Source organism: Paraburkholderia sp. IW21 (genome assembly GCF_041321145.1).
Lineage (GTDB): Bacteria > Pseudomonadota > Gammaproteobacteria > Burkholderiales > Burkholderiaceae > Paraburkholderia.
The window spans coordinates 1-26742 of record NZ_JBGGWA010000010.1 but is presented as its reverse complement, the minus strand read 5'-3'; the positions used below and the strand labels follow the sequence as shown (position 1 = coordinate 26742).

Annotated in this window: 22 protein-coding genes and 1 pseudogene; 14 read left to right on the top strand and 9 right to left on the bottom strand. The window is 56.4% G+C overall.

All coding sequences use genetic code 11. The features are described 5' to 3' along the window. Positions 1-80: 80 nt before the first annotated feature. From yidC to rpmH, 4 genes are all read right to left on the bottom strand, one after another. Positions 81-1739 carry a membrane protein insertase YidC gene (gene yidC, locus ACAX43_RS22675; protein ID WP_370710654.1) on the bottom strand — a complete coding sequence of 553 codons (1659 nt, stop codon included), beginning with the start codon at positions 1737-1739 and terminating at the stop codon, positions 81-83. Between the two features lie 30 nt (positions 1740-1769). Beyond that, a complete protein-coding gene (gene yidD, locus ACAX43_RS22670) occupies positions 1770-2000 on the bottom strand; it encodes a membrane protein insertion efficiency factor YidD (RefSeq protein WP_370710653.1) in 231 nt (76 codons plus the stop codon). 88 nt (positions 2001-2088) lie between these two features. After that, positions 2089-2574, bottom strand: a complete 486-nt coding sequence (gene rnpA / locus ACAX43_RS22665) for a ribonuclease P protein component (RefSeq protein ID WP_370710891.1) — start codon at positions 2572-2574, stop codon at positions 2089-2091. Between the two features lie 29 nt (positions 2575-2603). Next, positions 2604-2738, bottom strand: a complete 135-nt coding sequence (gene rpmH / locus ACAX43_RS22660; RefSeq protein WP_004198824.1) for a 50S ribosomal protein L34 — start codon at positions 2736-2738, stop codon at positions 2604-2606. Between the two features lie 384 nt (positions 2739-3122). Between rpmH and dnaA the strand changes: the two genes are divergently transcribed. The 6 genes from dnaA to ACAX43_RS22630 all read left to right on the top strand — a co-directional run bounded on the left by dnaA (position 3123) and on the right by ACAX43_RS22630 (position 11948). Next, positions 3123-4730: a chromosomal replication initiator protein DnaA gene (gene dnaA / locus ACAX43_RS22655; RefSeq protein WP_370710651.1), complete on the top strand. Its 1608-nt coding sequence runs from the start codon at positions 3123-3125 to the stop codon at positions 4728-4730. 219 nt (positions 4731-4949) lie between these two features. Further along, positions 4950-6053: a DNA polymerase III subunit beta gene (gene dnaN, locus ACAX43_RS22650; RefSeq protein ID WP_172162131.1), complete on the top strand. Its 1104-nt coding sequence runs from the start codon at positions 4950-4952 to the stop codon at positions 6051-6053. A 113-nt stretch (positions 6054-6166) separates the two neighbouring features. Continuing rightward, positions 6167-8638: a DNA topoisomerase (ATP-hydrolyzing) subunit B gene (gyrB, locus tag ACAX43_RS22645; RefSeq protein ID WP_370710650.1), complete on the top strand. Its 2472-nt coding sequence runs from the start codon at positions 6167-6169 to the stop codon at positions 8636-8638. A gap of 1070 nt (positions 8639-9708) precedes the next feature. Next, positions 9709-10506 carry a hypothetical protein gene (locus ACAX43_RS22640; protein ID WP_370710649.1) on the top strand — a complete coding sequence of 266 codons (798 nt, stop codon included), beginning with the start codon at positions 9709-9711 and terminating at the stop codon, positions 10504-10506. Beyond that, on the top strand, positions 10506-11453 hold the full coding sequence (locus ACAX43_RS22635; RefSeq protein ID WP_370710648.1) for a hypothetical protein: 948 nt from the start codon (positions 10506-10508) through the stop codon (positions 11451-11453). Before ACAX43_RS22640 ends, ACAX43_RS22635 begins: the two co-directional genes overlap by 1 nt. A 156-nt stretch (positions 11454-11609) precedes the next feature. Beyond that, positions 11610-11948 carry a hypothetical protein gene (locus tag ACAX43_RS22630; RefSeq protein ID WP_370710647.1) on the top strand — a complete coding sequence of 113 codons (339 nt, stop codon included), beginning with the start codon at positions 11610-11612 and terminating at the stop codon, positions 11946-11948. Between the two features lie 516 nt (positions 11949-12464). Here the strand turns inward: ACAX43_RS22630 and ACAX43_RS22625 are convergent. Continuing rightward, positions 12465-12716, bottom strand: coding sequence for an XRE family transcriptional regulator (locus tag ACAX43_RS22625; RefSeq protein WP_370710646.1), 252 nt, complete (start codon positions 12714-12716; stop codon positions 12465-12467). A 124-nt stretch (positions 12717-12840) separates the two neighbouring features. Here ACAX43_RS22625 and ACAX43_RS22620 point away from each other — a divergent pair, with 124 nt between their 5' ends. From ACAX43_RS22620 to ACAX43_RS22590, 7 genes are all read left to right on the top strand, one after another. After that, complete coding sequence (locus ACAX43_RS22620; RefSeq protein WP_370710645.1) at positions 12841-13839, top strand: AAA family ATPase; 999 nt, start codon at positions 12841-12843, stop codon at positions 13837-13839. A 66-nt stretch (positions 13840-13905) separates the two neighbouring features. Beyond that, a complete protein-coding gene (locus tag ACAX43_RS22615; protein WP_370710644.1) occupies positions 13906-16467 on the top strand; it encodes a S8 family peptidase in 2562 nt (853 codons plus the stop codon). Between the two features lie 53 nt (positions 16468-16520). Further along, positions 16521-16868: a hypothetical protein gene (locus tag ACAX43_RS22610; RefSeq protein WP_370710890.1), complete on the top strand. Its 348-nt coding sequence runs from the start codon at positions 16521-16523 to the stop codon at positions 16866-16868. Between the two features lie 434 nt (positions 16869-17302). Next, positions 17303-17815 carry a hypothetical protein gene (locus ACAX43_RS22605; protein ID WP_370710643.1) on the top strand — a complete coding sequence of 171 codons (513 nt, stop codon included), beginning with the start codon at positions 17303-17305 and terminating at the stop codon, positions 17813-17815. A gap of 41 nt (positions 17816-17856) precedes the next feature. Further along, positions 17857-19005 (top strand): hypothetical protein, encoded by a 1149-nt coding sequence (locus ACAX43_RS22600; RefSeq protein WP_370710642.1) that lies wholly within the window; start codon positions 17857-17859, stop codon positions 19003-19005. A gap of 17 nt (positions 19006-19022) precedes the next feature. Continuing rightward, positions 19023-19520, top strand: coding sequence for an ATP-dependent endonuclease (locus ACAX43_RS22595; protein ID WP_370710641.1), 498 nt, complete (start codon positions 19023-19025; stop codon positions 19518-19520). Between the two features lie 6 nt (positions 19521-19526). Further along, positions 19527-20999 carry an alpha/beta hydrolase gene (locus ACAX43_RS22590; RefSeq protein ID WP_370710640.1) on the top strand — a complete coding sequence of 491 codons (1473 nt, stop codon included), beginning with the start codon at positions 19527-19529 and terminating at the stop codon, positions 20997-20999. 574 nt (positions 21000-21573) lie between these two features. On the opposite strand, the gene ACAX43_RS22585 is transcribed toward ACAX43_RS22590, so the two are convergent. Further along, complete coding sequence (locus ACAX43_RS22585) at positions 21574-21822, bottom strand: hypothetical protein (protein ID WP_370710639.1); 249 nt, start codon at positions 21820-21822, stop codon at positions 21574-21576. A 312-nt stretch (positions 21823-22134) separates the two neighbouring features. Here ACAX43_RS22585 and ACAX43_RS22580 point away from each other — a divergent pair, with 312 nt between their 5' ends. Continuing rightward, positions 22135-23358 carry a hypothetical protein gene (locus ACAX43_RS22580; RefSeq protein ID WP_370710638.1) on the top strand — a complete coding sequence of 408 codons (1224 nt, stop codon included), beginning with the start codon at positions 22135-22137 and terminating at the stop codon, positions 23356-23358. Between the two features lie 228 nt (positions 23359-23586). On the opposite strand, the gene ACAX43_RS22575 is transcribed toward ACAX43_RS22580, so the two are convergent. The 3 genes and pseudogenes from ACAX43_RS22575 to ACAX43_RS22565 all read right to left on the bottom strand — a co-directional run. Then, a complete protein-coding gene (locus ACAX43_RS22575; RefSeq protein ID WP_370710637.1) occupies positions 23587-24075 on the bottom strand; it encodes a hypothetical protein in 489 nt (162 codons plus the stop codon). A gap of 772 nt (positions 24076-24847) precedes the next feature. Beyond that, entirely contained in the window at positions 24848-25483 is a 636-nt protein-coding gene (locus ACAX43_RS22570) for a hypothetical protein (RefSeq protein ID WP_370710636.1), read from the bottom strand. 665 nt (positions 25484-26148) lie between these two features. Continuing rightward, positions 26149-26742, bottom strand: a pseudogene (locus ACAX43_RS22565) (hypothetical protein); the annotation flags it as partial.

Genomic DNA, 26742 nt, shown 5'->3' with positions numbered 1-26742 from the left:
CCGGGCGGCTTTTTTGACAGCGAACTTCAGCGTGTTCAGTCAGCGGGCACCACCACCGCCCGCCTCAGGCAACGCATCAATCAAGCCGGTTTCGCCTTCGACTGACCCATCATCCGCGTGATGTAGTACTGCTGGGCGATCGACAGCACGTTGTTCACGACGTAGTACAGCACCAGACCGGCCGGGAAGAAGAAGAACATGACCGAGAACGCGATCGGCATGAACATCATCATCTTGGCTTGAATCGGGTCCGGCGGCGTCGGGTTCAGCTTGGTCTGCAGGAACATCGAGACGGCCATCAGCACTGGCAGGATGAAGAACGGATCCTGTTGCGACAGATCGTGAATCCAGAGAATCCACGGCGCGCCGCGCATTTCAACCGACGACAGCAGCACCCAGTACAGCGAGATGAACACCGGAATCTGAATCACGACCGGCAGACAGCCGCCGAACGGATTGACCTTCTCGGTCTTGTACAGCTCCATCAGCGCGGCGTTCATCTTCTGCGGATCGCCCTTGAAGCGTTCGCGCAGCGCTTGCATACGCGGCGTGATCGCCTTCATGCGCGCCATCGACTTGTAGCTCGCAGCCGACAGCGGGAAGAACACGGCCTTGATCAGCAGCGTGAGCAGCACGATTGCCCAGCCCCAGTTGCCGACATAGCTGTGGATCTTTTGGAGCAGCCAGAACAGCGGCTTCGCGATGATCGTCACATAGCCATAGTCCTTGACCAGTTCCAGACCCGGCGCGACACCTTCAAGCATGCGCTCTTCTTCCGGACCGGCGAAGAGGCGTGCGGAAACGTCAGCCGATTGGCCCGGGGCGATGGTCGGCACCGGTTGCTTCACACCCACGCGATACAGCGTCGGATCGATCTTCTCGACGTAGATGTTGCGCTTCGCACCTTCCTGCGGAATCCAGGCCGACGCGAAGTAATGCTGCACCATCGCGATCCAGCCGTTGTCGGCCGAATTGACGAAGTCTTCCTTGTTCTTGTCGATGTCGCCGAACGTCATCTTCTGGAAGTGGTGCTGGCTGGTGTAGACAGCCGGTCCGATGAACGTGTGCGAGAAGCGCGGCGTTTCCACCGGCTGGTCGTCGCGCACCAGTTCCATATAGACCGACGGCGTGACCGGCACGGTACCGACGTTCTCGATCTTCGTATCGACGCCGATCACATAGCTGCCGCGCGTGAACGTGTAGGTCTTGATGACCTTCACGCCACCCTTGACCGGCGACTCGAAGCTGAGCTGGAACGACTTGGCGTCGCCCGTCAGATCGTGCTGCTGGTTCGGCACCGGCGTGTAGATGTCGTTATGGTTCGGGAAATCGCCGCCGAGCAAGCCCGTGCGCGCCAGATACGTGTGATTGGCGGTGCGGTCGAACAGCGTGATAACCAGATCAGGCTGCTTGCCGTCGCCTTGCTTGACGAGCGACAGCTTCGACAGCGTGCCGCCGCGGGTGTCGATTTCGCCGTTATAGACGTCGGTGCTGAACTGGATCAGCTGGCCTTGGGCCGCTGCCGGCGCATTGCCCGGCGCTGCGGCGTTGGTGGCCGGCAAATCGGCGGGTTGGGTTTCCGGCGTTGTGGTTCCCGGGGCGGCGCTACCGACGGTCTTGGTCGGCGTGGCGCTCGGGAAGAACATCGACGGGCGTCCGTGGTCGCGTTGCCAGTTGTCGAACAGCATGACCGCTGACATGAAGAAGATGACCCATAGGACGGTGCGTTTGATATCCATGCGTTGTCTCAGTGTCGATGGAACGGCGCGTCAGCGCTTTTCAGAAGTGGGAGGCGGGACGAGATCGATGCCGCCCGCGGAAAACGGGTGGCAGCGGCAAATACGCCTGGCGGCGAGATAAGTCCCGTGCGCGGCGCCATGATACTGGATTGCTTCGCGCGCGTAATCAGAACAGGAAGGGTAAAAACGGCACCGGTTGCCGAGCATGGGGCTCACAGCAACCTTGTAGAAACGCAATAAAGCGATGAGTACCGTTTGCATGGCTGGTGCGGCCGGACGGCGCCGCGCAACGTGGAGTACCGGGCGACGCCCGCGCAGCATGGCTGCAAGGCGGGCGGTCACTTGAGCGTCATTCCGTCTTGGGCGCTTCCGCGGGCGGCGCCTCGCGACGGACAATTTCGCGCGCTGCCTTGTCGAGCAGCGCTTCTATCTCGCTACGGCACAGCGCCCTCAACGGGGGCGACGAGGCGCTCGGCAAAGCCTTCTTGTCGAAGCGCGTGTGCAGACGCAGCAGCACATCCCAACCGCCGAATTCCGCGCGACGCAGCCGGAAGGCTTCACGCGCGATTCGACGAACCAGATTACGCGTGGCCGCGCGCGGCGCATACTTCTTGCCGATCACGAGACCCAGGCGAGCGTCCTTGCCGGTGGGCCGCCCGTACACCACGAAGTGCGGGGTGCGGCGCCACGGGCGCAAACGAAAAACGGATGAAAATTCATCCGTTTTCAGTAGCCTTGCGGCTTTGGGGAAGGCGGCTTGTGCTCGCAACGGAACCGAGCCCTGTTGCGGCGCCCCAGCCGCTCCCGCTTCACCGCGAGCTTCGCTTGTAGGCACAGACGGAGCGCGCAATCCGCTCGCCTGCCTTAGATGGCGAGGCGCTTGCGGCCCTTCGCGCGACGTGCGTTGATGACCTTGCGGCCACCAGCGGTCTTCATGCGAACGCGAAAGCCGTGGGTGCGCTTGCGACGGGTAACGGAAGGTTGGTAAGTACGTTTCATGTTGCTCTCACTTGATCGAAAAATAACCGCGCGATCATCGCTGAAAGCGCAATGGCCGGAGGTCGTGCAGAATTGGTTTTCGCGGAACCCGCTATTTAAACCCGTTTTCTTTTGGTCGTCAATAGTTTAGCCTGGTTCGGGGGCGCCCCGCGCACGCTTTGCGAGATGATCCGTCCCTGTGGATAACTCCCTTGCGCTACCGTTTTGGCGTTAGAATCTCGCCTTACTTCCCAAAAATCCTGCACGCCGCTCCGGCTCGCTTGCCCCGCAATCCCTTGTGGCACAAGCGCCTGGAGCCGTTCCGCCTGGCTGCTCAGGGCCTTGTTGCGTGCGCGCGACAGGGGCAGCGGCAGACCGCCGTGCAATCATAACGACAGCAACTCGATGAACGATTTCTGGCAACACTGTTCCGCCTTGCTGGAGCGTGAGCTCACGCCCCAGCAGTACGTGACGTGGATCAAACCGTTGGCCCCGGTCGCCTTCGACGCCGCTGCGAACACGCTGAGCATCGCGGCGCCGAACCGTTTCAAGCTCGACTGGGTCAAGAGCCAGTTCTCCGGCCGCATTTCCGATATGGCTCGCGATTTCTGGCAGGCCCCGGTCGATGTGCAATTTGTATTGGACCCGAAAGCCGGCATGCGCGCGCCGGCAGCGTCTTCGTCGCCAGCCCCGTCGCGCCCTTCTTCCGCACCAGGCGCCATGGGCGGCGGCCATTCATCGGGTTCGAACGGCGGCGGTGCTGCAGTGGACGCGGCCGTTGGCGCCGTGCAATCGGCACACGCTGCGCGCGCGAACAGCGCCAACGGCGCGATGGCGACCCTCAACGCGAACGCACGCGCTGCGGCTGAAGAAGCTGCCGATCTCGATCTCCCCAGCCTCGACGCGAACGAAGCCGCCGCTGCACGCCGCACCTGGCGTCCGGGTCAAAGCGCGAGTTCGAACGGCAACGGCGAAAACGACTCGATGTACGAACGTTCGAAGCTCAACCCCGTGCTGACCTTCGACAACTTCGTGACCGGTAAGGCCAACCAGTTGGCGCGCGCTGCGGCGATTCAGGTCGCGGACAATCCGGGCATCTCATACAACCCGCTGTTTCTGTATGGCGGCGTGGGCTTGGGCAAGACCCACCTGATCCACGCGATCGGCAACCAGCTTCTGATGGACAAGGCCGGCGCGCGGATTCGCTACATCCACGCGGAACAGTACGTGTCCGATGTGGTGAAGGCCTACCAGCGCAAGGCGTTCGACGAATTCAAGCGTTACTACCACTCGCTTGACCTGCTGCTGATCGACGATATTCAGTTTTTCTCCGGCAAGTCCCGCACGCAAGAGGAATTCTTCTACGCGTTCGAGGCGCTGGTCGCGAACAAGGCGCAGGTGATCATCACCAGCGACACGTATCCGAAGGAAATTTCCGGCATCGACGATCGCCTGATCTCGCGCTTCGACTCCGGTCTGACGGTGGCGATCGAGCCGCCCGAGCTGGAAATGCGCGTCGCGATTCTGATGCGCAAGGCGCAATCGGAGTTCGTGAGCCTGAATGAGGACGTCGCGTTCTTCGTCGCGAAACACCTGCGCTCGAACGTGCGTGAACTGGAAGGCGCGCTGCGCAAGATCCTCGCGTATTCGAAGTTCCACGGCCGCGAAATCACGATCGAGCTGACGAAAGAAGCGCTGAAAGACCTGCTGACCGTGCAGAACCGGCAGATTTCGGTGGAAAACATCCAGAAGACCGTCGCTGACTTCTACAGCATCAAGGTCGCGGACATGTATTCGAAGAAGCGTCCGGCGAATATCGCGCGGCCGCGGCAAATCGCGATGTATCTGGCGAAAGAGTTGACGCAGAAAAGTTTGCCGGAAATCGGCGAGTTGTTCGGGGGGCGCGATCACACCACGGTGTTGCACGCGGTGCGCAAGATTGCCGCTGAGCGCAGCACGGATGCGCAGTTGAACCACGAACTGCACGTGCTGGAGCAGACACTGAAGGGCTAAGCCGCCCGGACGGAAAAATCGACCTGTTTATTTCGGAACTCGCCCCCATTTTAGGGGAGCGGTTCTGTTTTCAGGCACAATACAGGTTTAACCGCCCGGCGGCCGCGGGCGGAATTCACGCCGTGACAGGCGCTGCGTGGCGCCGGCGGGGAGTCGCGGGTGCGCGCGGGAAAGCTGCCAGACAAGGCGCGCGGGCCGTCATATCAACGAAGGAACTCTATGCAACTGGTCAAGACCGAACGCGATAACCTCCTCAGGCCGCTGCAAACCGTGAGCGGCATCGTCGAACGCCGCCATACGTTGCCGATCCTCGCCAATTTGCTGATTACCAAGAACGGCCCGGACGTGTCGTTCCTGTCGACCGACCTCGAGTTGCAAATCGCCACGCGTGCCGATTTCGGCGTGGGCGGCGATTCGGTCGCGACCACGGTGGCAGCAAGAAAGCTCCTCGACATTCTGCGCGCCATGCCCGACGGTCAGGTCACGCTCACGCTGAACGACAAGCGTTTGACCGTGCAATCCGGCAAGAGCCGCTTTGCGCTGCAAACGCTGGCGGCCGACGAGTTCCCGACCGTCGCTCAAGCTAAAGACTACGGCGCGAATCTGGTGGTTCCCCAGAAGACGTTCCGCCAGTTGCTCGGCATGGTCCATTTTTCGATGGCCCAGCAAGATATTCGCTACTACCTGAACGGCATGCTGCTGGTGGTGGACGGCGACCAGCTGATGGCGGTCGCGACAGACGGCCACCGCCTCGCGTTCTCGTCGATGAAGATTGAAGGCTCGTTCGCGCGTCAGGAAGTGATCATTCCGCGCAAGACGATTCTCGAACTGCAGCGTCTGCTGGAAGACATCGACGACACGCTGAAGATCGACATCGCGCCGACGCAGGTGAAGTTCACGTTCGGCCAGGTGGAACTGGTGTCGAAGCTGGTGGAAGGCAAATTCCCCGACTTCCAGCGCGTGATTCCGAAGTCGCACAAGAATCAATTTTTGATCGGCCGTGAAGAACTGCAGCGTTCGCTGCAACGCGCCGCGATTCTGACGTCGGACAAATTCAAGGGCGTGCGCTGCATCATCGAGCCGGGCCAGTTGAAGATCATGTCGACGAACGCCGATCAGGAAGAGGCGCAAGAAGAACTGGAAATCGCGTACGACGGCGACAGCGTCGATATCGGGTTCAACGTCACGTATCTGCTCGACGTGCTCGCGAACCTGAAGGTCGACATGTTGCAAGTGAGCCTGGGCGACGCCAGCTCCAGCGCGTTGATCACGATTCCCGAGAACGACGAATTCAAATACGTGGTGATGCCGATGCGCATCTAACGCGTCCAATACCTAGAACACACCAAGGGGCGCAGCGCCCCTTTGGCGTTTTTATGGTGTTTTGAAAAGTCCCGAGCAGCAACCCAGCAGTAACGCAGAACCGGAAAAAATCCATGACTGAAACGAACAATTCGCAACCCGACAACAGCTACGGCGCCTCCTCGATTCAGATCCTCGAAGGTCTGGAGGCGGTGCGCAAGCGGCCAGGGATGTACATCGGGGATACGTCAGACGGGACCGGTTTGCATCACCTCGTATTCGAAGTGCTGGACAACTCGATCGACGAAGCGTTGGCCGGGCACTGCAACGATATCCAGGTGATCATCCACGCGGACAACTCGATTTCGATCACCGACAATGGCCGCGGTGTGCCCACCGGCCTGAAGATGGACGACAAGCACGATCCGAAGCGCAGCGCCGCTGAAATCGTGATGACCGAGTTGCACGCCGGCGGCAAGTTCGACCAGAACAGCTACAAGGTGTCCGGCGGCCTGCACGGCGTGGGCGTGTCGTGCGTGAACGCGCTTTCGGCGTGGCTGCGCCTCACGATTCGCCGCGACGGCAAGAAGCACTTCATGGAATTCCACCGTGGCGTGCCGCAGAACCGCATCATCGAAGAGGTCGACGGCGTGGCTGTCTCGCCGATTCAGTTGATCGGCAATACCGAAAACCGCGGCACCGAAGTCCACTTCCTGGCTGACGAAACGATCTTCGGCAATGTCGAATATCACTACGACATTCTGGCCAAGCGAATTCGCGAATTGTCGTTCCTGAATAACGGCGTGCGGATTCGCCTGACCGATCAGCGCTCGGGCAAGGAAGAAGATTTCGCGTTCGTGGGCGGCGTGAAGGGTTTTGTCGAGTACATCAACAAGAACAAGGCCGTGCTGCACCCGAACATTTTCCACGTCAGCGGCGAGAAAGACGGCATTGGCGTCGAAGTCGCGATGCAGTGGAACGACAGCTACAACGAAAACGTGCTGTGCTTCACGAACAACATTCCGCAGCGCGACGGCGGCTCGCACTTGACCGGTTTGCGTGCGGCGATGACGCGCGTGTTGAACAAGTACATCACCGATCACGACGTCGCGAAGAAAGCGAAGGTCGAGACCGCCGGCGACGACATGCGCGAAGGGCTCTCGTGCGTGCTGTCGGTGAAGGTGCCGGAGCCGAAGTTCAGCGCGCAGACCAAGGACAAGCTGGTGTCGTCGGAAGTGCGCGCGCCGGTGGAAGATGTGGTCGCGAAGGCGCTCGAAGAATTCCTGCAGGAAACGCCGAACGACGCGAAGATCATTTGCGGCAAGATTGTTGATGCTGCGCGGGCAAGGGATGCGGCTCGGAAGGCGCGTGAAATGACGCGGCGGAAGGGTGTGCTGGATGGTGTTGGGTTGCCTGGGAAGCTGGCGGATTGCCAGGAGAAGGATCCGGCGAAGTCAGAGATTTATATCGTCGAGGGTGATTCGGCAGGTGGGTCGGCGAAGCAGGGGCGGGATCGGAAGTTTCAGGCGATCTTGCCGCTGCGGGGTAAAGTGCTTAACGTCGAGAAGGCGCGGTATGACAAGCTGCTTTCTTCGGAGCAGATTGTGACGCTGATTACGGCTTTAGGCTGCGGCATTGGCAAAGAGGATTACAACCTCGATAAGCTGCGGTATCACCGCATCATCATCATGACCGATGCTGACGTGGACGGCGCGCACATTCGCACGCTGCTGCTGACGTTCTTCTATCGTCAGATGCCGGACATGATCGAACGTGGGTATATCTATATCGCGCAGCCGCCGCTGTTCAAGATCAAGGCGGGTAAGGATGAGCGGTATTTGAAGGATGAGGCTGAGGTTAATGCTCACATTTTGAAGCTGGCGTTGCAGGGGTCGGAGTTGTTGGCTTCTGAAGGTGCTACGCCGATTACTGGGGATGCGTTGGGGGAGTTGGCTCGGGCTTATTTGCTTGCGCAAGGTGTGGTTAACCGTTTGAGCCGGTTGTATGACGCTGGGGCGCTTGAGGCTGTGATGGATGGGGTTGTGATTGACCTCACCAGTGAGGAAGCGGCTGCAGTGTCGGCGGCGGCTCTCGAAGCCAAGTTGCGTGATGATGCGTTGAAGCCTGAGGTTAAGGTCACGACGATGTATGACCCGGTGCGTGAGCTGCGCTCGCTGCGCGTTGCGCGGACTCATCACGGCAACCAGAAGATTTCTGTGCTGGATCAGGATTTTCAGCTGACCGCTGATTACCAACAGCTGATCAATACCGCTAATACGTTTAAGGGGTTGATTGGGGTTGGTGCGGTGATCAAGCGTGGTGAGCGGAGTATGGCTGTTACCGACTTCAAGAGCGCTATGAAGTGGTTGCTGGCTGATGCTGAACGGAATATTTCGAAGCAGCGCTATAAGGGTCTCGGTGAGATGAATCCTGGGCAGCTTTGGGAGACTACGATGGATCCGACCGTGCGTCGCTTGCTTCGTGTGCAGATTGAGGATGCTATCGCGGCTGATGGCATCTTTACGACGCTCATGGGGGATGATGTGGAGCCGCGGAGAGCTTTCATTGAGTCGAATGCGTTGCGGGCGGGGAATATTGATGTTTGAGGAGCTGTGTAGCGGGAGCCATAACCTGAGATTTTGGGAAGCATCCATTGAGACATTTATTGATGGATGCGCTCCGATAGTTCACATGACGGCACCCAGCGGACGTCACAGCCGCAGGAACGACGGCCACAGCGTTTGAGATGGCCGTCGTTTTCTCGGTCTGGGCAACAATCATAGGGTGGCTTTTCAGCCCGACTTCTGCTGCCTTCGCTGGTCCGCGCTTCTCGCCTGTGCTCCAGCCCAATGTACTGAAAGCGATTCAAACTGCGACAGCATCGTCCAGTTCACGCACAGCGGCTTCGTTGACCGCCAAGCATCGTAGTCGGGGTGCCCTTATTTGCTGCTCTAGCGAATGCGCCTCTTGAAGGCGCACGGTGCTCACTGCCTCCCAAAGACGACAAGCGGCGGTGGCCGTTGATGCGCTCCTATCGGACGCCGGCAAAAACGTGGAATCTGGCGAAGTCGGTGATGGTGGAGTGAGTGGACGGCTGGGGCAGGTGTGTTTGCTGAGTTGCATTAGTTTCGGTTACGAGAGCTCGAATTTGTTTCGGTTACGGGGCTCTTACCTGCCGCTGAGCCGTATCTGACAAGGCGCAACCAGAATTAATGTCCGAAGGGCGCTGGAGCTTTTTCCAGCGCTTTTTTTTGCGCCCGCACTCTCGATTTCCCCTTCGCAGTTTGCTCGCTCTTGGAAGGCGGTGCCTCGTTGGCGGCTCGTCAATAGTGAAGGCTCCTTGAAGGTCGAAGTCTCGACAACATCGTCGATGTGAACACCGCGACTTCGCTTTGTCCACAGCTTCCTTTGGAGAGCTTCGGTAGAACGAGGGCGTTAGCTGTAGATAGTTTTTTGATAACTTGTGGCCGCGCAACGATGCAGCAAAGTTGTTCAATGCTCTCCACCCGCTTTAGTCGCAGTAGCCGGGGTTCCTCGCGTCCCAATCTAGACGCCTCGTCGTGCGGAAACCGTGCAGGTCTAAGCGTCAAAATTCTTGATAAAATTAGGGGACCCATCGCCAAAATTGCTTTCAGCGCCGCCCTAGCGGCGTTACCTAATACAACGAGACTGACGCGTGTCTTCTGTCATCGCAGGACCATCAACGCTGCCGGACTATCCACTCAACGACTGGGTGAAGCAGTTTCCCCCGCAGGGCAAGAGTCTACGGTGGGTGCATACGACCAACGCACTTGCACTGCGTACCATCTTGAAATCGGGGGTCCTCTCGCCTCAACAATGCCCGGTCTTCAAAGCGCCGTTGACATATATGTTTTACGGAAGACCGGCCTATCGATTCAAGGGCCATGTTTACATGCAGCAGAGCTTTGCGTCGCCTGTGGTCCTGGTGTTCAAGGAAGAGGTGCTTGCGCTTAGTTCACGACTATTTCCGTTCGACACCGGGGCCTTTGACGGTGGTCGCTACAAGAAGTGGCTTGACGAGCAGATGAAGCTCGACTCTTTCGAGTATCCAACGAACAACGATATGCAAGGTCGGCACGTGACAGCGTTCTACGGGGAGAACTCTAATTACTGGCACGGAGATGGAATTGAGATAAAAGGCATCGCGGGTGAGTTCGAGGTCGAAGTTGTCAAATCTATGATTCAAGCTGCGCCATCGGAAGGAGACGCGGACGACCGTCGTCTATCCATTGAACTCATAATAAAAGATGAAATTCCGATGACGTCCGACTACGTCGAGGCGATGTTGATACCAACGACCTTGGCCGATGCCGATTTTGTTAGGAAATTCAAAAACGAGGTGGGTCTGCATGTTATGCAGTACCGTGCAAGTAAGAATAAACCGGCAATCGAATATCAAGCGTTATTAGAATTTAAAATTGAAGAATACCACGCCCTTGTGGGAGCGCTGTGATGAAAACTAAAATCGTTGCTCGCGTTGTCGGATTTTTCAGAACCGTGCCCTCATATCCAGCATTCGTTGTCCCTGCATTTCAGCTGCTAGGACGGGACGGAGTCTGGGCGCAACTTATCGAACACTCGAAGATTAGCGATTTTTATCAAGTGTGTGAAGACGACGAGGGAGCAGTCAACGAACTGGTTAAATCCGAGTCTCGTATAGAGAGGGACGCTTGGGTTGGCTCACCGGAATTATTCGGTTTTGCATTTGCGGAAAAAGATTGGCATTGTGATAGGGAAATCTCAATGGCCGCTTATCTGCTTGATAACAAGAAGCGCCTGGAAAAGACTCCGTACGTGTTAATCGAGGCCGCAGATTTTTATTTGGACTTTATTCGAGGCTCTGAAGTTGACGATTCTTTCCATGGATTCACGGATGACCTGGTTGCTCGGAGCGCTCGAGCAGCTCGGGCGGAGCTGATGCAAATCCCCGAGAAGATTCGAGGTGCATGGCGCATAGACGTGATTGTTGCTGGCGAACTGAGTCAGGCAGACAGCGCCTATATTCGAAAACTCTCAAAAGAACATGGGAACGTCAATATTATTCCGCTTTCCCAGTTGATGCAGTGGGCTGACACGATGCCATCAGAGAATCGTGAGAGGTGGTTTTGGCGGGCCATGGAGGACCGCTTTGAGACTGTCTCGCACGTTGCTGTAGTGGGAGAGCCGAACGCTGCTCGAGAGCTAGACTATCTGGGCTTGGTATTTGCCGCAACGCGAAATAGGAAAGTAGAAATGGAGCTATTTCGTTCGGTTTCTTCACTCAGGGACTGGATGCGTCGGTTACGTCCGAAAGAAGGTGAGGTCGATGCAGACAGAGCCTATGTTGCTCGACTTTTTGGCCTCAAAGAATCGATAGAGAGAAAAGGAATTGCGCCTATTCTGAGTCGCAGGCAGCTGTAGGCAGCTAGTTTCGAGAGGAGCGTTGACCGATTCCTGTGTCAGGGACGTAGGGCTTGATGCGGCTCTCGGCACGTACCGCCGTTCTTTTGAGCCGCGTGGGGAGCGCTATTAGTTTCGGTTAACGCGTGCCATTAGTTTCGGTTACCCGCATTTCTCGTGCGTCTCCGTGAGCCGGCGATACGACGTCAGGTACAAACCGAGTTGAATGCGGAGCGTCGGGTCATCGCCGAAGCCAAGGCTGCAGAGCAGCAACGACAGGCTAAACTGCGGCGGCAAGCGCTCGAACGATTCAAGTACGTGGAAGACCGGGCTGTGAAGTTGGAGCGAGCAACTCGCCTTAGGAGCCTGGCCGACGAATTTGAAAGCAATGGCCTGTCTTCAACCGATGGGGTAATTGATGCCGAATGGATTCGCCGCGCGGCAGACTGGCTGGACCCGACGGTAGTGCGCCGATGGGATGTTGTGGATGGGCCGCGTGTCGAGACGGTCGAATAACGCTGCGCTCTTCCACGACTCGCCGAAGCGCAGGGGCGATAGCCGCCGCCAGATACAACCAACCGGGCCAGCGGAGATTCGGTTGATATGCATTTAGCCAAGCTTCGCTTTCCGCAGTCGCGTTGCTCATTCGGATGCTCCTTAAGCTTCCGTCAGCCTTGAGCGTCAGCAAGCCGGTCCATCGCCCGTCGACTGCGGACAAAGCTCGCATCAGAAATCCCGCGTCTTGAGCCTCAACTTCCACGCCGTTGGCAACGTCTGCTAGCAGAATCGACAGCAGTTCGACCGCTCGGCCGTCGAAGTCGGTGAACACTAACATGGTCGGGAACGGAGACGAGAGAATATTGGAGCAATCCATTGCCCGCAAAGCGACCTTGTCTAAACGGCACCGGCGCACGGCGCCCGGCACCGGCGCGCAACTGACCTCGGGCGCCACGCCCGTTTTGTGAGGACGTCTGGCCTACCTGACTAGCAAATTCAATTTTTACTGTATATACATACAGTATCCCGCCGTTCTTACGCGTCACCGCCCGCAAGGCCTTCGAGCAACGTGACCGTCTTCCGCGCGTTATCCAAGGCGCCTTTGATTCCATCGGTCGCGCCGGGGTTGGCCATCAGGAAGTCGGCGAGCTGCGAAAGGCAGTCGTTAATCAGGTGCGTCGGTGCTCCTGCCTTCTCGGCTTCGAACCTGGATAGGGAGGACTTGTTGACGCCGTGAGCGGCGGCGAATTCGGCCTGAGTACTTTTGCCGCGCGCCCACCGAATCAACTCGCCTTGGGTTCTGGGTGGAATCATCCTAGTTTTGGTGCTGTAATCGCATCGAGTTGCTATAATAGCACCATCAAATCGGTATGAAGTCTATACTTCGTTTCGAGACTTTTTGAGGTTCCTGATGGCCCGTTCCGACCAAGTGAAGGCACTACTGCGCGCATATGCTGGTGACAATCACGAGCATTTCTACGCGGTCGCCATGCAAATGGCGGCGGACGAAGCGCATCGCGGCCACACCAAGTTGGCGGCAGAACTGCGCGACCTCGTTGACGCAGCGAAGGCTGGAAAGAAACCGGGCCTCTCGACGGTGCGCAGCAAAGTGGCACAGCGTCCGATTCCACTTGCGCAGCCGAAGGGCGAACTGTCGGAATTGCTGACAGTGCAGTACCCGCACGAGCACCTGCAGCAGATGGTGTTGTCAGACGCTGTTCGCTGGAAGCTAAATCGCGTACTCCGCGAACAACGCCACCATGAACAATTGCGCGCGCACGGATTGAGCCCGCGCAGGAAACTCCTCCTCACGGGGCCGCCCGGCACAGGCAAGACCATGTCAGCCGCCGCCCTGGCCGGCGAACTGCGTTTGCCGCTATTCACGGCACGGTTCGACAGCCTAATCACCAAGTTCATGGGCGAGAGCGCGTCAAAGCTGCGCCTGGTGTTCGAAGCGCTAAAGTCGACCCGCGGCGTCTATTTCTTCGATGAGTTCGATTCGCTGGGGCTCCAGCGCGGCAGCCAGCACGACGTAGCCGAGATGCGCCGGACGCTGAACATGTTCTTGCAGCTTATTGAGCAAGACGCCTCCGACAGCCTCCTGATTGCAGCCACAAACCACGGCAAGGACCTCGACACAGCTTTGTTCCGCCGATTCGATGACGTCATCAAGTACGAGGCGCCGGACGAACGGCAGATTGAGTCGCTATTGAAGAACAGCCTTGGTGTGTTCGCGACAGCGGATATCGATTTTCACCGACTCGCCCTCACCGGGAGGGGTGAATCGCATGCAGATATCGTTAAAGCCTGTCTCGACGCATTGAAGGATGCGATTATGGAAGGCCAGAAAACTGTGAGTGAATCAAGCGTCGCACGCCATTTGGAAGAACGAGCGCAGGGTCACAACTAACACAGGTAAAAACTGGAAATCTTGCTGTAGACTCTCAAGCAAAATCTACATGAAGAACTTGAGAGAATGGCAGACCAACTCGTTAGCCACCTGTTCATCAATGGGCATGTCACGGGACTTCCGTTTCAGGCACCTGTAGCTGGTCGCAAAAATAAGACTCCAAAGAGAGACATCGGCGCTCACGGTCAGCGGCTGCTCGCTCAATTGCAAGAGCTAGCCGACACGATTGATGAGCTTGAGGCAGCCAGAGAAGCTTTGGACCTTCCCCTACGTCGAGGCATGTCCATCGCTGTCGAATTCGCTCCACACGGTGCTTTCGATTGCAGCAAAGTCGAATGGAAACGCGACGGTATCGAATTGTTGACTGTCCAAGTTCACACAAACTCCGACATCGCCGTTCTTCATGTTCCAGACGGGAGGCTTTCTGCCTTCGTTAATCGGATTAAGGAATACGTTGAAAGCGAAAACGAGGGTGCGGTTAAGCAAGCCGCATTGGTGAATGCTATTGAGAATATTCGCCGCGCCGCCTTCGAGCAGATGTGGTTCGGGCCCGGCGACCCACCGGGCGACACTGAACCTCACTGGTTTCAGATATGGCTGCGTCACTCTAGCGGGCGGGCTGCAGAAGTCGTTGCGGAATTCGCTAGGCAAGCTGAGATTGTCGGCATTGAAATTGAACCCGGACACCTGGTATTTCCGGGGCGAATAGTCATCGCAGCCTATGGCGCAAGAACGGCCTTTGAACAGGCAATCGAACTGCTCGACCTCATTGCTGAAGTTCGGCCTATCGAGCCCAACGCAGAATTTTTCCTGAGCGACCTCACACCCGCCGAGCAGGCCCAGTGGGTAAATGACCTGCTCGCCCGCACGAGCTTTGCAGACGGTGAAGCCCCGCACATATGCCTGCTAGACACAGGTGTGAATCACGGGCATCCGCTTCTCGCGCCGGCACTGCATGACGACGACCTGCACACGTATGACCCGTCGTGGCATAAAAATGACCATGCCGGCCACGGAAGCGAAATGGCTGGCATTGCGCTATACGGTGACCTGGTAGCACCGCTCAGCTCGGCCGAAGAGCTTCACGTTCCGCATCGCCTGGAATCGGTCAAAGTACTTCCGCCCGATGGGGCAACATCTCCCAAGTTGTGGGGCACCGTCACATCTGAGTCGGTAAACAGGGTCGAGGTGACAGCTGCGAGGCGGTCACGCGTTTTTGCAATGATGACCACATCTGTCGGTCACCTCCTCGGCGCCCCCTCCGAGTGGTCGGCAACTATTGACCAACTGGCATTCGGTCGCTCCGGACTCTGTATCGCCGAGAATGAACTAGAAGACGAAGAGGAAGCCGTCCGAGTTCCTCGTCTATTTGTTCTTTCGGCCGGCAACGTGCCATGGCCTGACTGGGCCGATTACCCAAGGTCAAATAGCCGGAGCCCGATACAAAATCCGGGCCAAGCGTGGAACGCCCTAACGGTTGGGGCCACAACGTCCTTAGCGCAGGTCGACGCGCGGCAGCATCCGGACCTGTCGCCCATAGCGGAGGCCGGCGACCTGTCGCCAGCCTCCACGACTTCGGTACTCTGGGCAAGGTCATCATGGCCGCTAAAACCGGACGTTGTCGCGGAAGGCGGAAATGCAACTCGAGACGCCTTTTCGGTCAACATCGGTCCGGAATCGCTGCGTGTGTTGACAACTTCCAGCACGCCGATGGCGACCTTGCTGTCGGCATCGGGAGATACAAGCGCTGCAGCTGCGGAGATTGCCCGATTGTGTGCTCACGCGCGGTCTCAATATCCTGATTACTGGCCGGAGACCATTCGCGCGTTAATCGTGCATGGGGCGGACCACACGTCTGCGATGCGTGCGCACTTCCCCGACGAACTCAAGCGAGACGAAAAGAACAATCTGTTGCGGACCTATGGCTACGGTCTGGTGAACGCCGATACCGCCCACTTTTCCACGGCGCATCGACCGACGCTCGTCGTGCAACGACGATTCAACCCATATCTGCGGAAGCCCGGCGGCTACATCGGGTTTGGTGCGATGCAACTCCACGACCTTCCGTGGCCCGCGGATGAGCTCCACCGACTGAGTGAGACTCAGGTTGAATTGCGCGTCACGCTCTCATATTTTGTAGAGCCAAATCCCAGCGCTCGTGGCTGGCAGAGCAAATTCCGTTACCAGTCGTTCGGACTTCGTTTCGCCGTTAAGGCCGCATCCGAAGATGAGGAACAGTTCCTGCAACGAATTAACAAACTCGAACGTGAAACCTCCGACGATGAGGAAGTGGACGAGGAAAGCGAGGAGAAATTTCCTGACCCAGACGTAAAGAACTGGCGGTTTGGTCCTCAAATTCGCGCCCGAGGCTCAATCCACTCGGATGTCTGGACGGGCACAGCCGAACAGCTCGCACTGAAGTCGCAGATTGCGGTCATTCCCGTTGGGGGTTGGTGGAAATACTGGAAAGAGGCAAAGCAACATGCCACCGAAGCGAGATACGCTTTGGTCGTCTCTTTGCGCGTAAGCGAAGAAGTCGATGCCGACATCTACACCCCAGTCGCAGTGGCAATTGGACTGCCGGCAATCGTAGACATCGACATCAACGGTGGCGGGCGCGCGCTCTAGCGGGTGGGAAGCTCAGGGAAATTCGACAAAACTACAAGCAGGGGCGATTGAACATGAGTGTCGGGGAATGGTTTTCAGATTTTTGCACTTCGCTTCGGATTACCGGCGAGAAACGAACATCAATCGGATACCGGACCGGACGCATCGTAGGCCAGTTGAATTCGGACCTTCGAAAATTGGACTCCAAGACCGCGTACCGTTTCTACGTTGGCTCGTACGGCCGCAGTACTGCCATACCAAGCGTTAGCGATGTCGACCTTCTGTACGAGTTGCCGTACGAGCTCTATCAGCAATACCACGGACGTGCTGGAAACGGTCAGTCCGCATTGCTGGCACTCGTCAAGAACTCAATCCGCAAGACATACATGCTACCAAAGCAACTTCGGACAAAGCGCTCCTGATTCACGCCCGACATTCGGCAAAGGTGTATCTAAGCAGCGAATCGTGCCTTACTCCTCAACATCCCTGTTGTACCCGACTACGGGGCAAGATGCGCATGAGCCTGAACTTTCACTCATATGTAATAGCGGAACCACAAATCGTCGGACTCTTCGGAGAGCGGGGCCTCGGCATTGGTTCGCTCAGATTTAGTGTCATGTTTACGTTGGTCAATAGCACTGAGGGTGACCCCGCTATGTACATCGACGGGCTACGAGCTACGGTCTCTGTTCTCCCCGCATCGGGGGGGGCCCGCTACCTTGGAGCCGGTGAGTTCGAGGGGCCGCACATTTTGCGTCGACTACCGTACAGTGGGAAACTAACCTCCCTGCTTCGGCTTGACCTTAGCGAAAATCAGCTGGTATCGCTCGACGAATTTAGCGGCGGGGGCGGCATAGTGTTCCAGGTCACCCTCAAGGGGATGGCACATTCGCCGCAAGACTCGCACGCAGTCGAGGACGTATTGCAATACCGGCTCAACCTCAGCCACTGGACCGAGGTTATGGGACAACTCGAGTTTCGCGACGCGTTCGTGGTTGGTGTCGAGATTCCGGCCAATTCAGCTCCCGAATTCACTCCCGCTCTTCAGTTTCTTCGAGCTGCGCGACGTAACCTAGCTGCGGGAGAATACGATGCAGTAGTGAGCGTCTGCCGCCAGGCGTTGGACAGCCTTGCAGTCGTAGTCGAAAGTCGAGACTCGGTGACTACGGCTCGCGCGAGCAAACCCGCACGGGCTCGGGAGCACTCGAAACTTCAGAGAGCGCTCGCACTCTTTGAGTCCGTTCGCAACTACAGCCACCTCGCACATCACGTCGACGAACTCGGGCGTCCCGAAATTTACAGCCGACGAGAAGCATCGATGATTCTCACGACCACCTGCACGCTCGTCGCCGCCGCAATGGAATGGTAACCCTCGCGTCCATTCGACGTCTTGACCGCTCGAACATATCAATGGCCATCGACCTCTTTGCAGACACTGGCAAGCAAGACGAAGAACTGCACCCGCAATTCAAGCACCTTCGTGACCTCCCAGGCTATGCTCCCGCTCGCGGGTTGCTTCGCGAGTTGCAAGAAAGCTTTGTCGACCCTGATGGTAATTTCGTTGAGCAGTTCCAGACCTTCGGGTTTGACTCGAGAACCTTCGAACTGTTTCTGTCCACCATGCTGTCCAACGTGGGGCACGAAATTGACAGAAGTGCTGACCGCCCTGATTTCCTTGTCGCCAAGAATGGCATCACAGCAGCAATCGAAGCAGTCACCGCAAACCCACCCCCGCGAAAAGATATTCAGCCTTACGATATTTTCTCCAAAGAACAGGCGTTAGAGCAGACGCAACTGGATATTGAACATACGCTACCAATCCGACTGGGCAGCCCGCTTTTTTCCAAACTGCGGAAGGAGTACTGGAAGTTGCCCCACGTGAAAGGCCGTCCGCTGGTCCTCGCGATTCAGGACTTTCACGTCGCAGGAGCGCTAGGCTCGACGAATACGCCGCTAATGCGTTATTTGTTCGGTCTCGGTCAGCGCTGGTGGCACGACGAGGAAGGCAACCTCACGATTGAGAACCACGAATTGACGTCGCACAAACTCGGTGACAAGGAAATCCCTTCGGGATTTTTCCGTCAGGATGGTGCCGAAAACATATCTGCCGTGCTTTTCTGCAACACCGGGACCATCCCGAAATTCAACAGAATGGGGCATCAGGGAAGATACAAGACAAAAGGGGTCCGCATGCTCAGATGGGGGACGTGCTATGACCACACGCCCAATGCAAGCATGCCGCGCCCATTTGTATATGAAGTAGGTGACCCGAACGAAGCCCCTGAAACGTGGGGCGAGGGTACCGTGTTGATTCATAACCCGCACGCTTTGCATCCATTACCTAGCGGATGGCTGGGTGCCGCTCTCGAGCAACGGCTGACGGACGGCCAGGTCGTGTCCTTGGCACAAGACGAGTTCCTGCCGTATGGCTCGTTGACGACCGTTTTGGTTAACGCCACGCGAGGTGACGTTCGGAAAGAAACGAAAGTCCTCATGCACATCCTGTTGGCATCAATCGCCAAGGCTCAAGCGGTCATGCCGAAATTCGGACAACGCTGACGAAAAAACGAGCGGATATGACGAAAATTAGAAAGATTGAAATCAGAAACTTCCGAGGCATTCGTGAGCTCGATTCCGGTATCAACTGCCTGATAGGCCCGGGCGACACGGGGAAGTCGACGGTGCTTGACGCTATCGACCTACGCCTCGGCGCCCGCCGGAATATCGGAATTGCGGATTCCGACTTCAATAAGTTGGACGTAGAGCACCCCATTAGCGTCACGCTAACGCTGGGCAACCTAGATGACGAGCTACTGAGTCTCGATGCATATGGCATCTTCCACCGTAGCATCACCCCTACCAGCGGGGTAATCGAGGATGAACCACGCCGTGGATTAGAAACGGTGCTTTCGCTGAACCTATGCATCCAAAGCGACCTGGAGCCGGTTTGGACTTTGCGGTCGGACCGTGCAACAGCGCAGGGTGTGGAACGCGGCCTGTCGTGGAGAGACCGGCAGCGGCTCTCGCCCACTCGCATCGGTGCTCTCGCAGAACATACCTTTCCCCAAGGATAACGGTATATGAGCAAAATACTTGCAGATATCATTCGCGAACTTGAGAGCCTGTCTGCCCGCGTACAGCAGCTTCTGCTAGCTCGCGACGTAGAAAATTTCAGACTTGAACTTCAACGTATGCGGGCCCTCTGCGATGACGCGTTTGACCTGCTATCAAATCCGGTCCATGAGGCTGCGGCGAGCGATATTGATAGAGCATTTGCACGCCAGGCACTGGTCAAGTTCAAGGAGGCGGCCGACACAATTGCGCGGACAGACGTCCAGCTTTTACACGCCTATCTGAATTCGCCGTCTGGAAAGCTGCTCTCGACCGGTATCATCGAGCAATTGAAAGAGCTAAGAAGCGAAATTAACGTTGCGGAAATTAGGGCTCTCGCTTCCAGCCCGCAGGAACTCATCGTTAAACTTGAGGTGTCACCGCCACATGAGCAGCAATTCGTGGTCGCTCGTTTGCTTGCACCTGAAAGGGAACAAGTGCAGAGGGGGGTGACGACTGTCTGGTTCGCAACTGACCGATACCCCGCGAAGAGTCAGAAAGGCAAAGCCGCGAAACACATTGCACGATTCGACGATGGCCGTGGCTCAAACACCTTATCGTATGGCCAGGCGCAGGTCTCGTTCCCCGCAAATCATCAAATCGGAAAAATAGAGAGGCCATCCGTATGGAAACTACAGTTAAGCGAGGACGACCGGAAGCATGTCACAATCAAGTCCTGCAAAGTAGATTCTCTGTCAATGTGGAAGCAATCGGCCGAATCTCGATTTGAGGAAGCTGAGAATCGGAATGCGCTTATCTTCATTCACGGGTACAACGTAGGCTTCGATGAGGCGATTCGACGCACTGCGCAAATCGGGTTCGACATAGGTTTTGAAGGGCTCCTCACGTGCTTTAGTTGGTCTTCGGACCATCAACCGAGTCGTTACCTAGCCGACCTGGACAATGCTGACCAAAGTGCTCCTCGTCTAGCGGAATTCCTGCGGACACTTACATCCGAGCTTCGGGTCAGCTCAGCGCACATAATCGCTCATAGTATGGGGAATCGTGTTTTACTTGGTGCGCTGAAAGAATTGAGTCGTGCGGATTCTCGACACTTGCGTGAAGTAGTGATGGCCGCGCCCGACGTCGACTGTGACGCATTCGAACAAATGTTTCCTAAAATAAAGTCCAAAGCGAAGCGCTATACACTCTATGGGTCCGATAAGGATAAAGCTTTGCTACTTTCAAAGACGCTGCGCGGCGACCGTCCCCGTCTGGGTGATGGGGGAGAAAACATTTATGTGACGCACGGTGTCGAGACATTAGACGCATCGGACGTTTCTATTGCAGCGTTTGACGCGTGTCACGCTTATACCTTTGACCAGAGGCCCGTGCTTTCTGACCTTCACTATGTGATTCGCACTTCGACACCTGTGAAGCAGCGTAATGGCCTCGATGAAGCAATAAAAAGTCATTTGCCGTACTGGAAATTCCGCGTTTGAAGTATGGTTTGTCTTGCACGACGACTTCGCTACTTTCGCGCTTCACCGTCTATATTGAGCATAGACCGCCAAGGCCCTGTCCAATCCCAATTGGACGCTCGCAGGTGGAGTATGAAACGGTGTTAGCACGCACTGGGCAGTTTTCCAAAGACCGGAGCTTGTATATCCTGGTCGCGTTCTCATCCAACCATACGGTTGCTCACTGAGAGGGAGGTGCAGCGCCCGCGGGCGCTGCACCATGTCTTCGCGACGTGAGGCCAAACCCGCGAGGGTTGATGGACTTTCGCCTTCTCGCGAGACGCAGTTGACAGGGAAGCAAGTCGCTAGTGAACCCCGGGTGGCACGACATCGGGAGCCATCCTATGCCGCTTCTTGTAGGTTACAACGGGCTTCGCAGGAGGCGCATCCCATGCGTGCGCCGCCTCGCGGTGTTCGTCGAGCATCTCCCGAAGCGCGAAACTGAATTCCTGAATTTCGTCGCGTTCAGTCGAATCTGACATGGTTACGCGCTGGCTGGACACAAGGACTTCGTCCAAGATTTTGACGGCCTCCCTTTCTCCGATGTGCAGGGCACTCAGCCCAACGGATTAATTCCGTTCAAGTCATCGACGAAGTGCAAAATATTTTGCGTGCGCAGAAGGAAGCCGACCGCTCCCTGTACGACCAAAGCTTCGAAACCTTTTCGCCCAAAAAAGTTGATTAGCACTGCCAGTGGAATATTTTCTCCATGCACGCCGAAGGAGACTCGGTCGAACAGTAAAAAATGTTCAAAAATGGATTTTTTGACATCGCCCAATCGTTGAGCAAACAAATTATTATCCATCTCGCTGACGGACCTCGATGAGTCAAGGTGGTTTCGACAAAAATCATTCAATTGCGGATAAAAGATGGTCTGCCTATTCTTTTGTTTTTCATGTTCACTTCTCTTCGCAAAAAGTTTTCAGAAAACTTGTCATTCAAATATGTCCTACATTGAATCTTTCGCGGCCCGTTACGATACTTGGATGCAGTCCAGTATCGTTCATGGGCAGTCCCGTGGCTCAGACGAGAATAATGGTTCCCGTTCGGGCTGAACGGCGCGACGTTGCGACGCGTGTGAAGCACAGTTTGCGCCAGGCCTGAGGTTCTCTGGCGCATGGGCGCGCCGGACCTAAATCTCTGCCAGACAGCCGCTCCGTCAATAGGCGATGAATACACGTATAAGTGGGCGAAACGCGATTGCGAAGCGTTGGGAGCAGCCCGCCACCCTAAGTTTGTTGAAATGTTCGGCAGAAAACTGCATTCTGATTGGCGCGCTGTTGTTAAAATATGCCGCAGTAAGAAATCTCACGGTCAGTCGCGATTACCGTCGCAGACCATGCAACATTTTTCGGGGCGACGACCGATGAGAAAATTTCAACCAAAACGATTTTCCCCGGGGGCGAATATGGATAATCCAACAAATGTCCGTTCAGTTGAGTATATCGGTATTTCCGACGCCTCGCTTCACATGGGCGGAACGGACTGGTTGAAACAGTATCTGATGCTATACGACAAGATTGGACTTCTCACGCTAGAGGCCGCAAAACATATGTTACGCGGCTATAGCTCGGTGAAGGCTGAGCGAGCGGATACGTACGAGGCACTCCAGGAAATTGGAGTTGTTTTCGAACCCGACAACACGTTTGACTCGGAACGCTACCCGGGGATATCAGAGCATTTGAAACAGGCAGACGACGCCCAAAAGCGATTTGACTACGAACATCCAAGCGACCTTACACAATGGCGCGAACGAGAACAAGCAGGCCGAAAGCCCGCTGAGAATTCCTTCGACCATTATCATGATGCTCGAGTTCATCTGTCTCGAGCATCGGCAGCTGTCATGCGAGCTACGAGCAGTTCGAGAGCGTTTGCAATGTTCAGTCCCGCCGCCTGGGAACATGAGGCGCGTGAAATGAAGCGTGTCCAAGTTGGCAAGCTGCTCATTGCACAGTTTCCGCAAATTGACCAAACCATATCGTTTCAGGACCTTCTCTCTCTACGCGACGAAGATGAGTTTAAACAGAGACAAGGTGGGCTACGCGTTTGGGCGAATAAGGCGACCTCAGGGTCGGCGTCCGTGCCTGAAATCGAAGAGGAGCTTTTGAGTTTAAGAAATCAGTACGAGACTTATCTGCGTAAGATTAAGGTTAAATATGGTCTGTCTGGAGTGAGTTCGCTTTTCCATTTAGCGGCAGACGGTCTAAAAATGAATGCGGGAAACGTACTTGGAAGATTTTTTTCGCTTGTCGTAACGCCAGCGTCGCTTTCCGAAGCAGAGATGAAAGCACCTGGCCGCGAAGTTTCGTTCTTCCACTACTTGGAAAACGAGATAAAGTGATAATTGATGCGCCGCCACTCATTCGATGCGCTCCGCGCATCTGTGGTATTCGCTCAATGCAGGAGGTGCACCTCGTCGCGTACACCGTTGCGCGACGACGTCGATAGAGCATTTCAATTGGTAAGGCAAGTCAGAAACATGCCCATTTCACGATGACATTGTCGGGTAATCGGCACCTGCCGAATTGTCGATTCCCGCAACGCGTTAGCGGCGCCACGCGGTCAGTGGTCACGGCTCGACGAGAACCACGGTCACTGAGTGAATTCCTAGTTCTCGCCCCGCCTGTGGCACCACGATTATTTCGTGCTCTTCTGGGTTTTGCAACGTCGACGTGTGCCGACGCGGGTCCTCCAATGTGCAGCCGGCCGCGACCAACTCTCCGACGGTCACCGCATAGATTACGCCGTCTTCGAGTCCGTCCATTGTCGCAAATCGTCTTGCGACTGCCTCGAGCGTACTAAACGACAGAGCGGGGCCGCTGAACCCTTCGCTGTTCCACTGGTGAGCGTGCACAGCTTGGCTGCGCGGAGGGCCATAAGTGACCGAACCATCGAATTTCCATGTCCCGTCGTGGCAAACATTACGCGCGAACGGCTTGCCAGCATCTCTCGGCCGCAGGCCGATGCCTTGCTTGTGCATCGCGCGACTGACTCCACGGTACAGAACCGTCTCCGGCCCGAGTTCGATTGGGCCATGCAACTTGGGTTGAATCGGCATGAATGGCTGAAGGACTGCGTTTTACGGGAGAGAAGCGAGGATAGCGCATCTCCGGTCTATTCGCCCTGCGGTCGTTGTCTGTTACGGCCAGCTTCAAGGAGCGAGCTCAAAATGGACGGACGAAAGCGGACTGAATTACCCAGTTGGTTGGCTAGCTCAAAGCGATTTGGGATACTCTGACTGCTCCTGACGAAAGTAGCATGCGACGCCGAATTGGATGGCAATGACAGGTAGTCCGCCACCAGGAAGACCACGGCGCGTACCTCGCAGCGTCCTCTCCGCTATTGGCGGATTGCTTTACAGCCGTTCGGCCCCAAGTTTGTAGCGAAGCTTCGCCGAATCGGACTTTGCGCAACTTGCGCGGTGTACTGCTCGCGATTGCTTTCGTGGCGCTCGCGTTGACTCCGGTCTGGTGGCTGACGTTGCCTGCGTGCCTGACGGCGGGTTTTGGGTTTTACGCGCTGCATAGTGTTGTGATGACGAAGGCGACACAGATGGCGCCGACCGCTCGGGGTACCGCGATGTCACTTTTCTCCTGTTCGCTCTTCACGGGACAGTCCGCCGGCGTCATCGCAGTGGCGAGAGTCAATGCGCGATGGTCTAATCGCATTGTTCTGTGCGTTAGCGGGCCTGCATCGCTGTGCTTGGCGATGGCCTTCTCGGCGTGGCTCAATCAAGGTGTTGATAAGTCCGTGGAATCAGGAAGTCAAGGTTCACAATGAGTTAACTGACCGAACACTCTCGTCGAGAAGGGCTCATCTATTGCGGGGTACTATTCCATCGCATGTTGTTGCTTGTTGCATGTGGACGGAGACCAATGCTGGTGGTCAGCTGCCCATTGGATGTATTCGTCAAGGTGCCACGTCCGCGATATCGTCTCGATTTCGGCCACGATACTCGTCGCTTGGTTGTATAGCGCCAGGTGTTGGGTGTCGCATGGGGCTGGTCCGGTTACGTTAACTCCTAGATGGTCGAATTCTGTCATACGTTGCCGGATGTGCTCTTCTGCGGCTGACCGCTGAGTACTTGCAGAAACGGATGACTCGCGAGCCTCGAGGCTGGCCTCTCGTTTGACGAGCGCATCCTGCTCGGCTTGCAGCGCGGCGGACTTTGCGGTCATTTCTGCTTCGCGGTTTGCCAACTCCTTCGACTTTTCGTCGAGCTCTGCGGCTTGCTTGTTCAGTTCGATGCTACGTTGGCTATTCGCTTCGACATCACCGTCATGTGTTTTCGACCTCATCTCAGCGAATTGTGCTTTCTCTTTCTCAAGTTGAGTTCTTTGGTCGGCCACCTGCACCCTTTGGTCCGCGATTGCTTGCGTGTTTTTGATGTTGTAGCTCGACCATGCGAAAAGCCCACCAAGTACACATGTGATTACAGCAGGGGTCAGAAACGGTTTCCAGTTCATATTCTTCGACTTATGTAGTGTGCGTCTGTGCTCGCGCGATTGGCGATTTTTCGGAATGAGACAACCCTTAGCCTTAACGGCAAATGCCACTAGATTCTTAAGTGACACGTTGCCGTGAAGTCACGACTAAAAAATCGGCCTAGGTAAATTATCGATGCTCCGACTGCAGTTCGAAGGTTTGAGCTAAGTGAGGGCGAGACGCTGATGCCCGAGCTCTGTTCAATACAGAAGCGAGCTGCCACCGTCCATGTCGCAGCCCTGTCGAACCGCGTTGCGCGTGCGGCCTGAGGGTGAACGCCAAATCATCTCCGAAAAACTGTTCGGTAATTGGTGAAACCTAAGAGCCACAGTGGTTCCGGCGTCCGTCTATTTCTCAGCCACCGCCAGTGGCACCCGCCAGCAGGCATCTGTGAGGCATCCACGACCAGTACCAATAGCGGACCCGTGCCAAGCGCCAAAGCGCCTAGACCGTCATCGGACAGTGCCGATGCGCATTCGCGCTGTGCGCCGCCAAATTGAGACCGAGTCCGTGCTTTGTATGATTGCTGTTAGACCGTTTATACCCGGTCAGGAATGCCAAGTCGCGAGTCATTGCTCTTGACGGGCAACTTATAATCGGGCGTCGAGTAACTTAAGTATCGCAGTGGCCGTGACCTACCTTCACATCAAGGCGCAACCGGCGGTGCCCCGTCGTGACGCGCTCTCAACGCTTCATACAGCTGCGCTGGTCCAAGGAGAATATCCTTGAGCCCTTCGCGCACTGGCTCAGAGCCAAGCGCTTGAGTGCTCATTGCACTGTGCGCCTCGAATGCATCCATGATGGCGTGAAGCAGCGCGTTTTTCAGGTCTGGCGAGCTGGCGAACTGCTCCTTGCTGTTGCTCATCGCTTGTTGCACCAAGGTAGCGTTTTCGAGCAGCTTGCCCTTGATGACGCCGTTGACGTACACGAGCTGGTCATCGTCCGTGAGCTCACCTTCGAACAGTCCATTAACCTTCTCGATGATTTCATCGAGAAACGCCTGTTGTTTGTCCTGGACGGAGCCGCTTCCGACAGCATCCATCGGCGGCAATTTCGGTGTATCGCCATGCCCGAGATTCAGCGGCTGCCGTCCTGTATTTCGCAGGTTGTGGTGAGTTGTCAACGCCGACTGAAACCTGACCCACATTTCGTGGTTTCGCCGAAGTAAATCTGACCCACCTGGGTCCTGTATCACGCGGCCGCTTTCGCGCTTGCCCGCGTGCTCGTTTGTCCCGCCTTT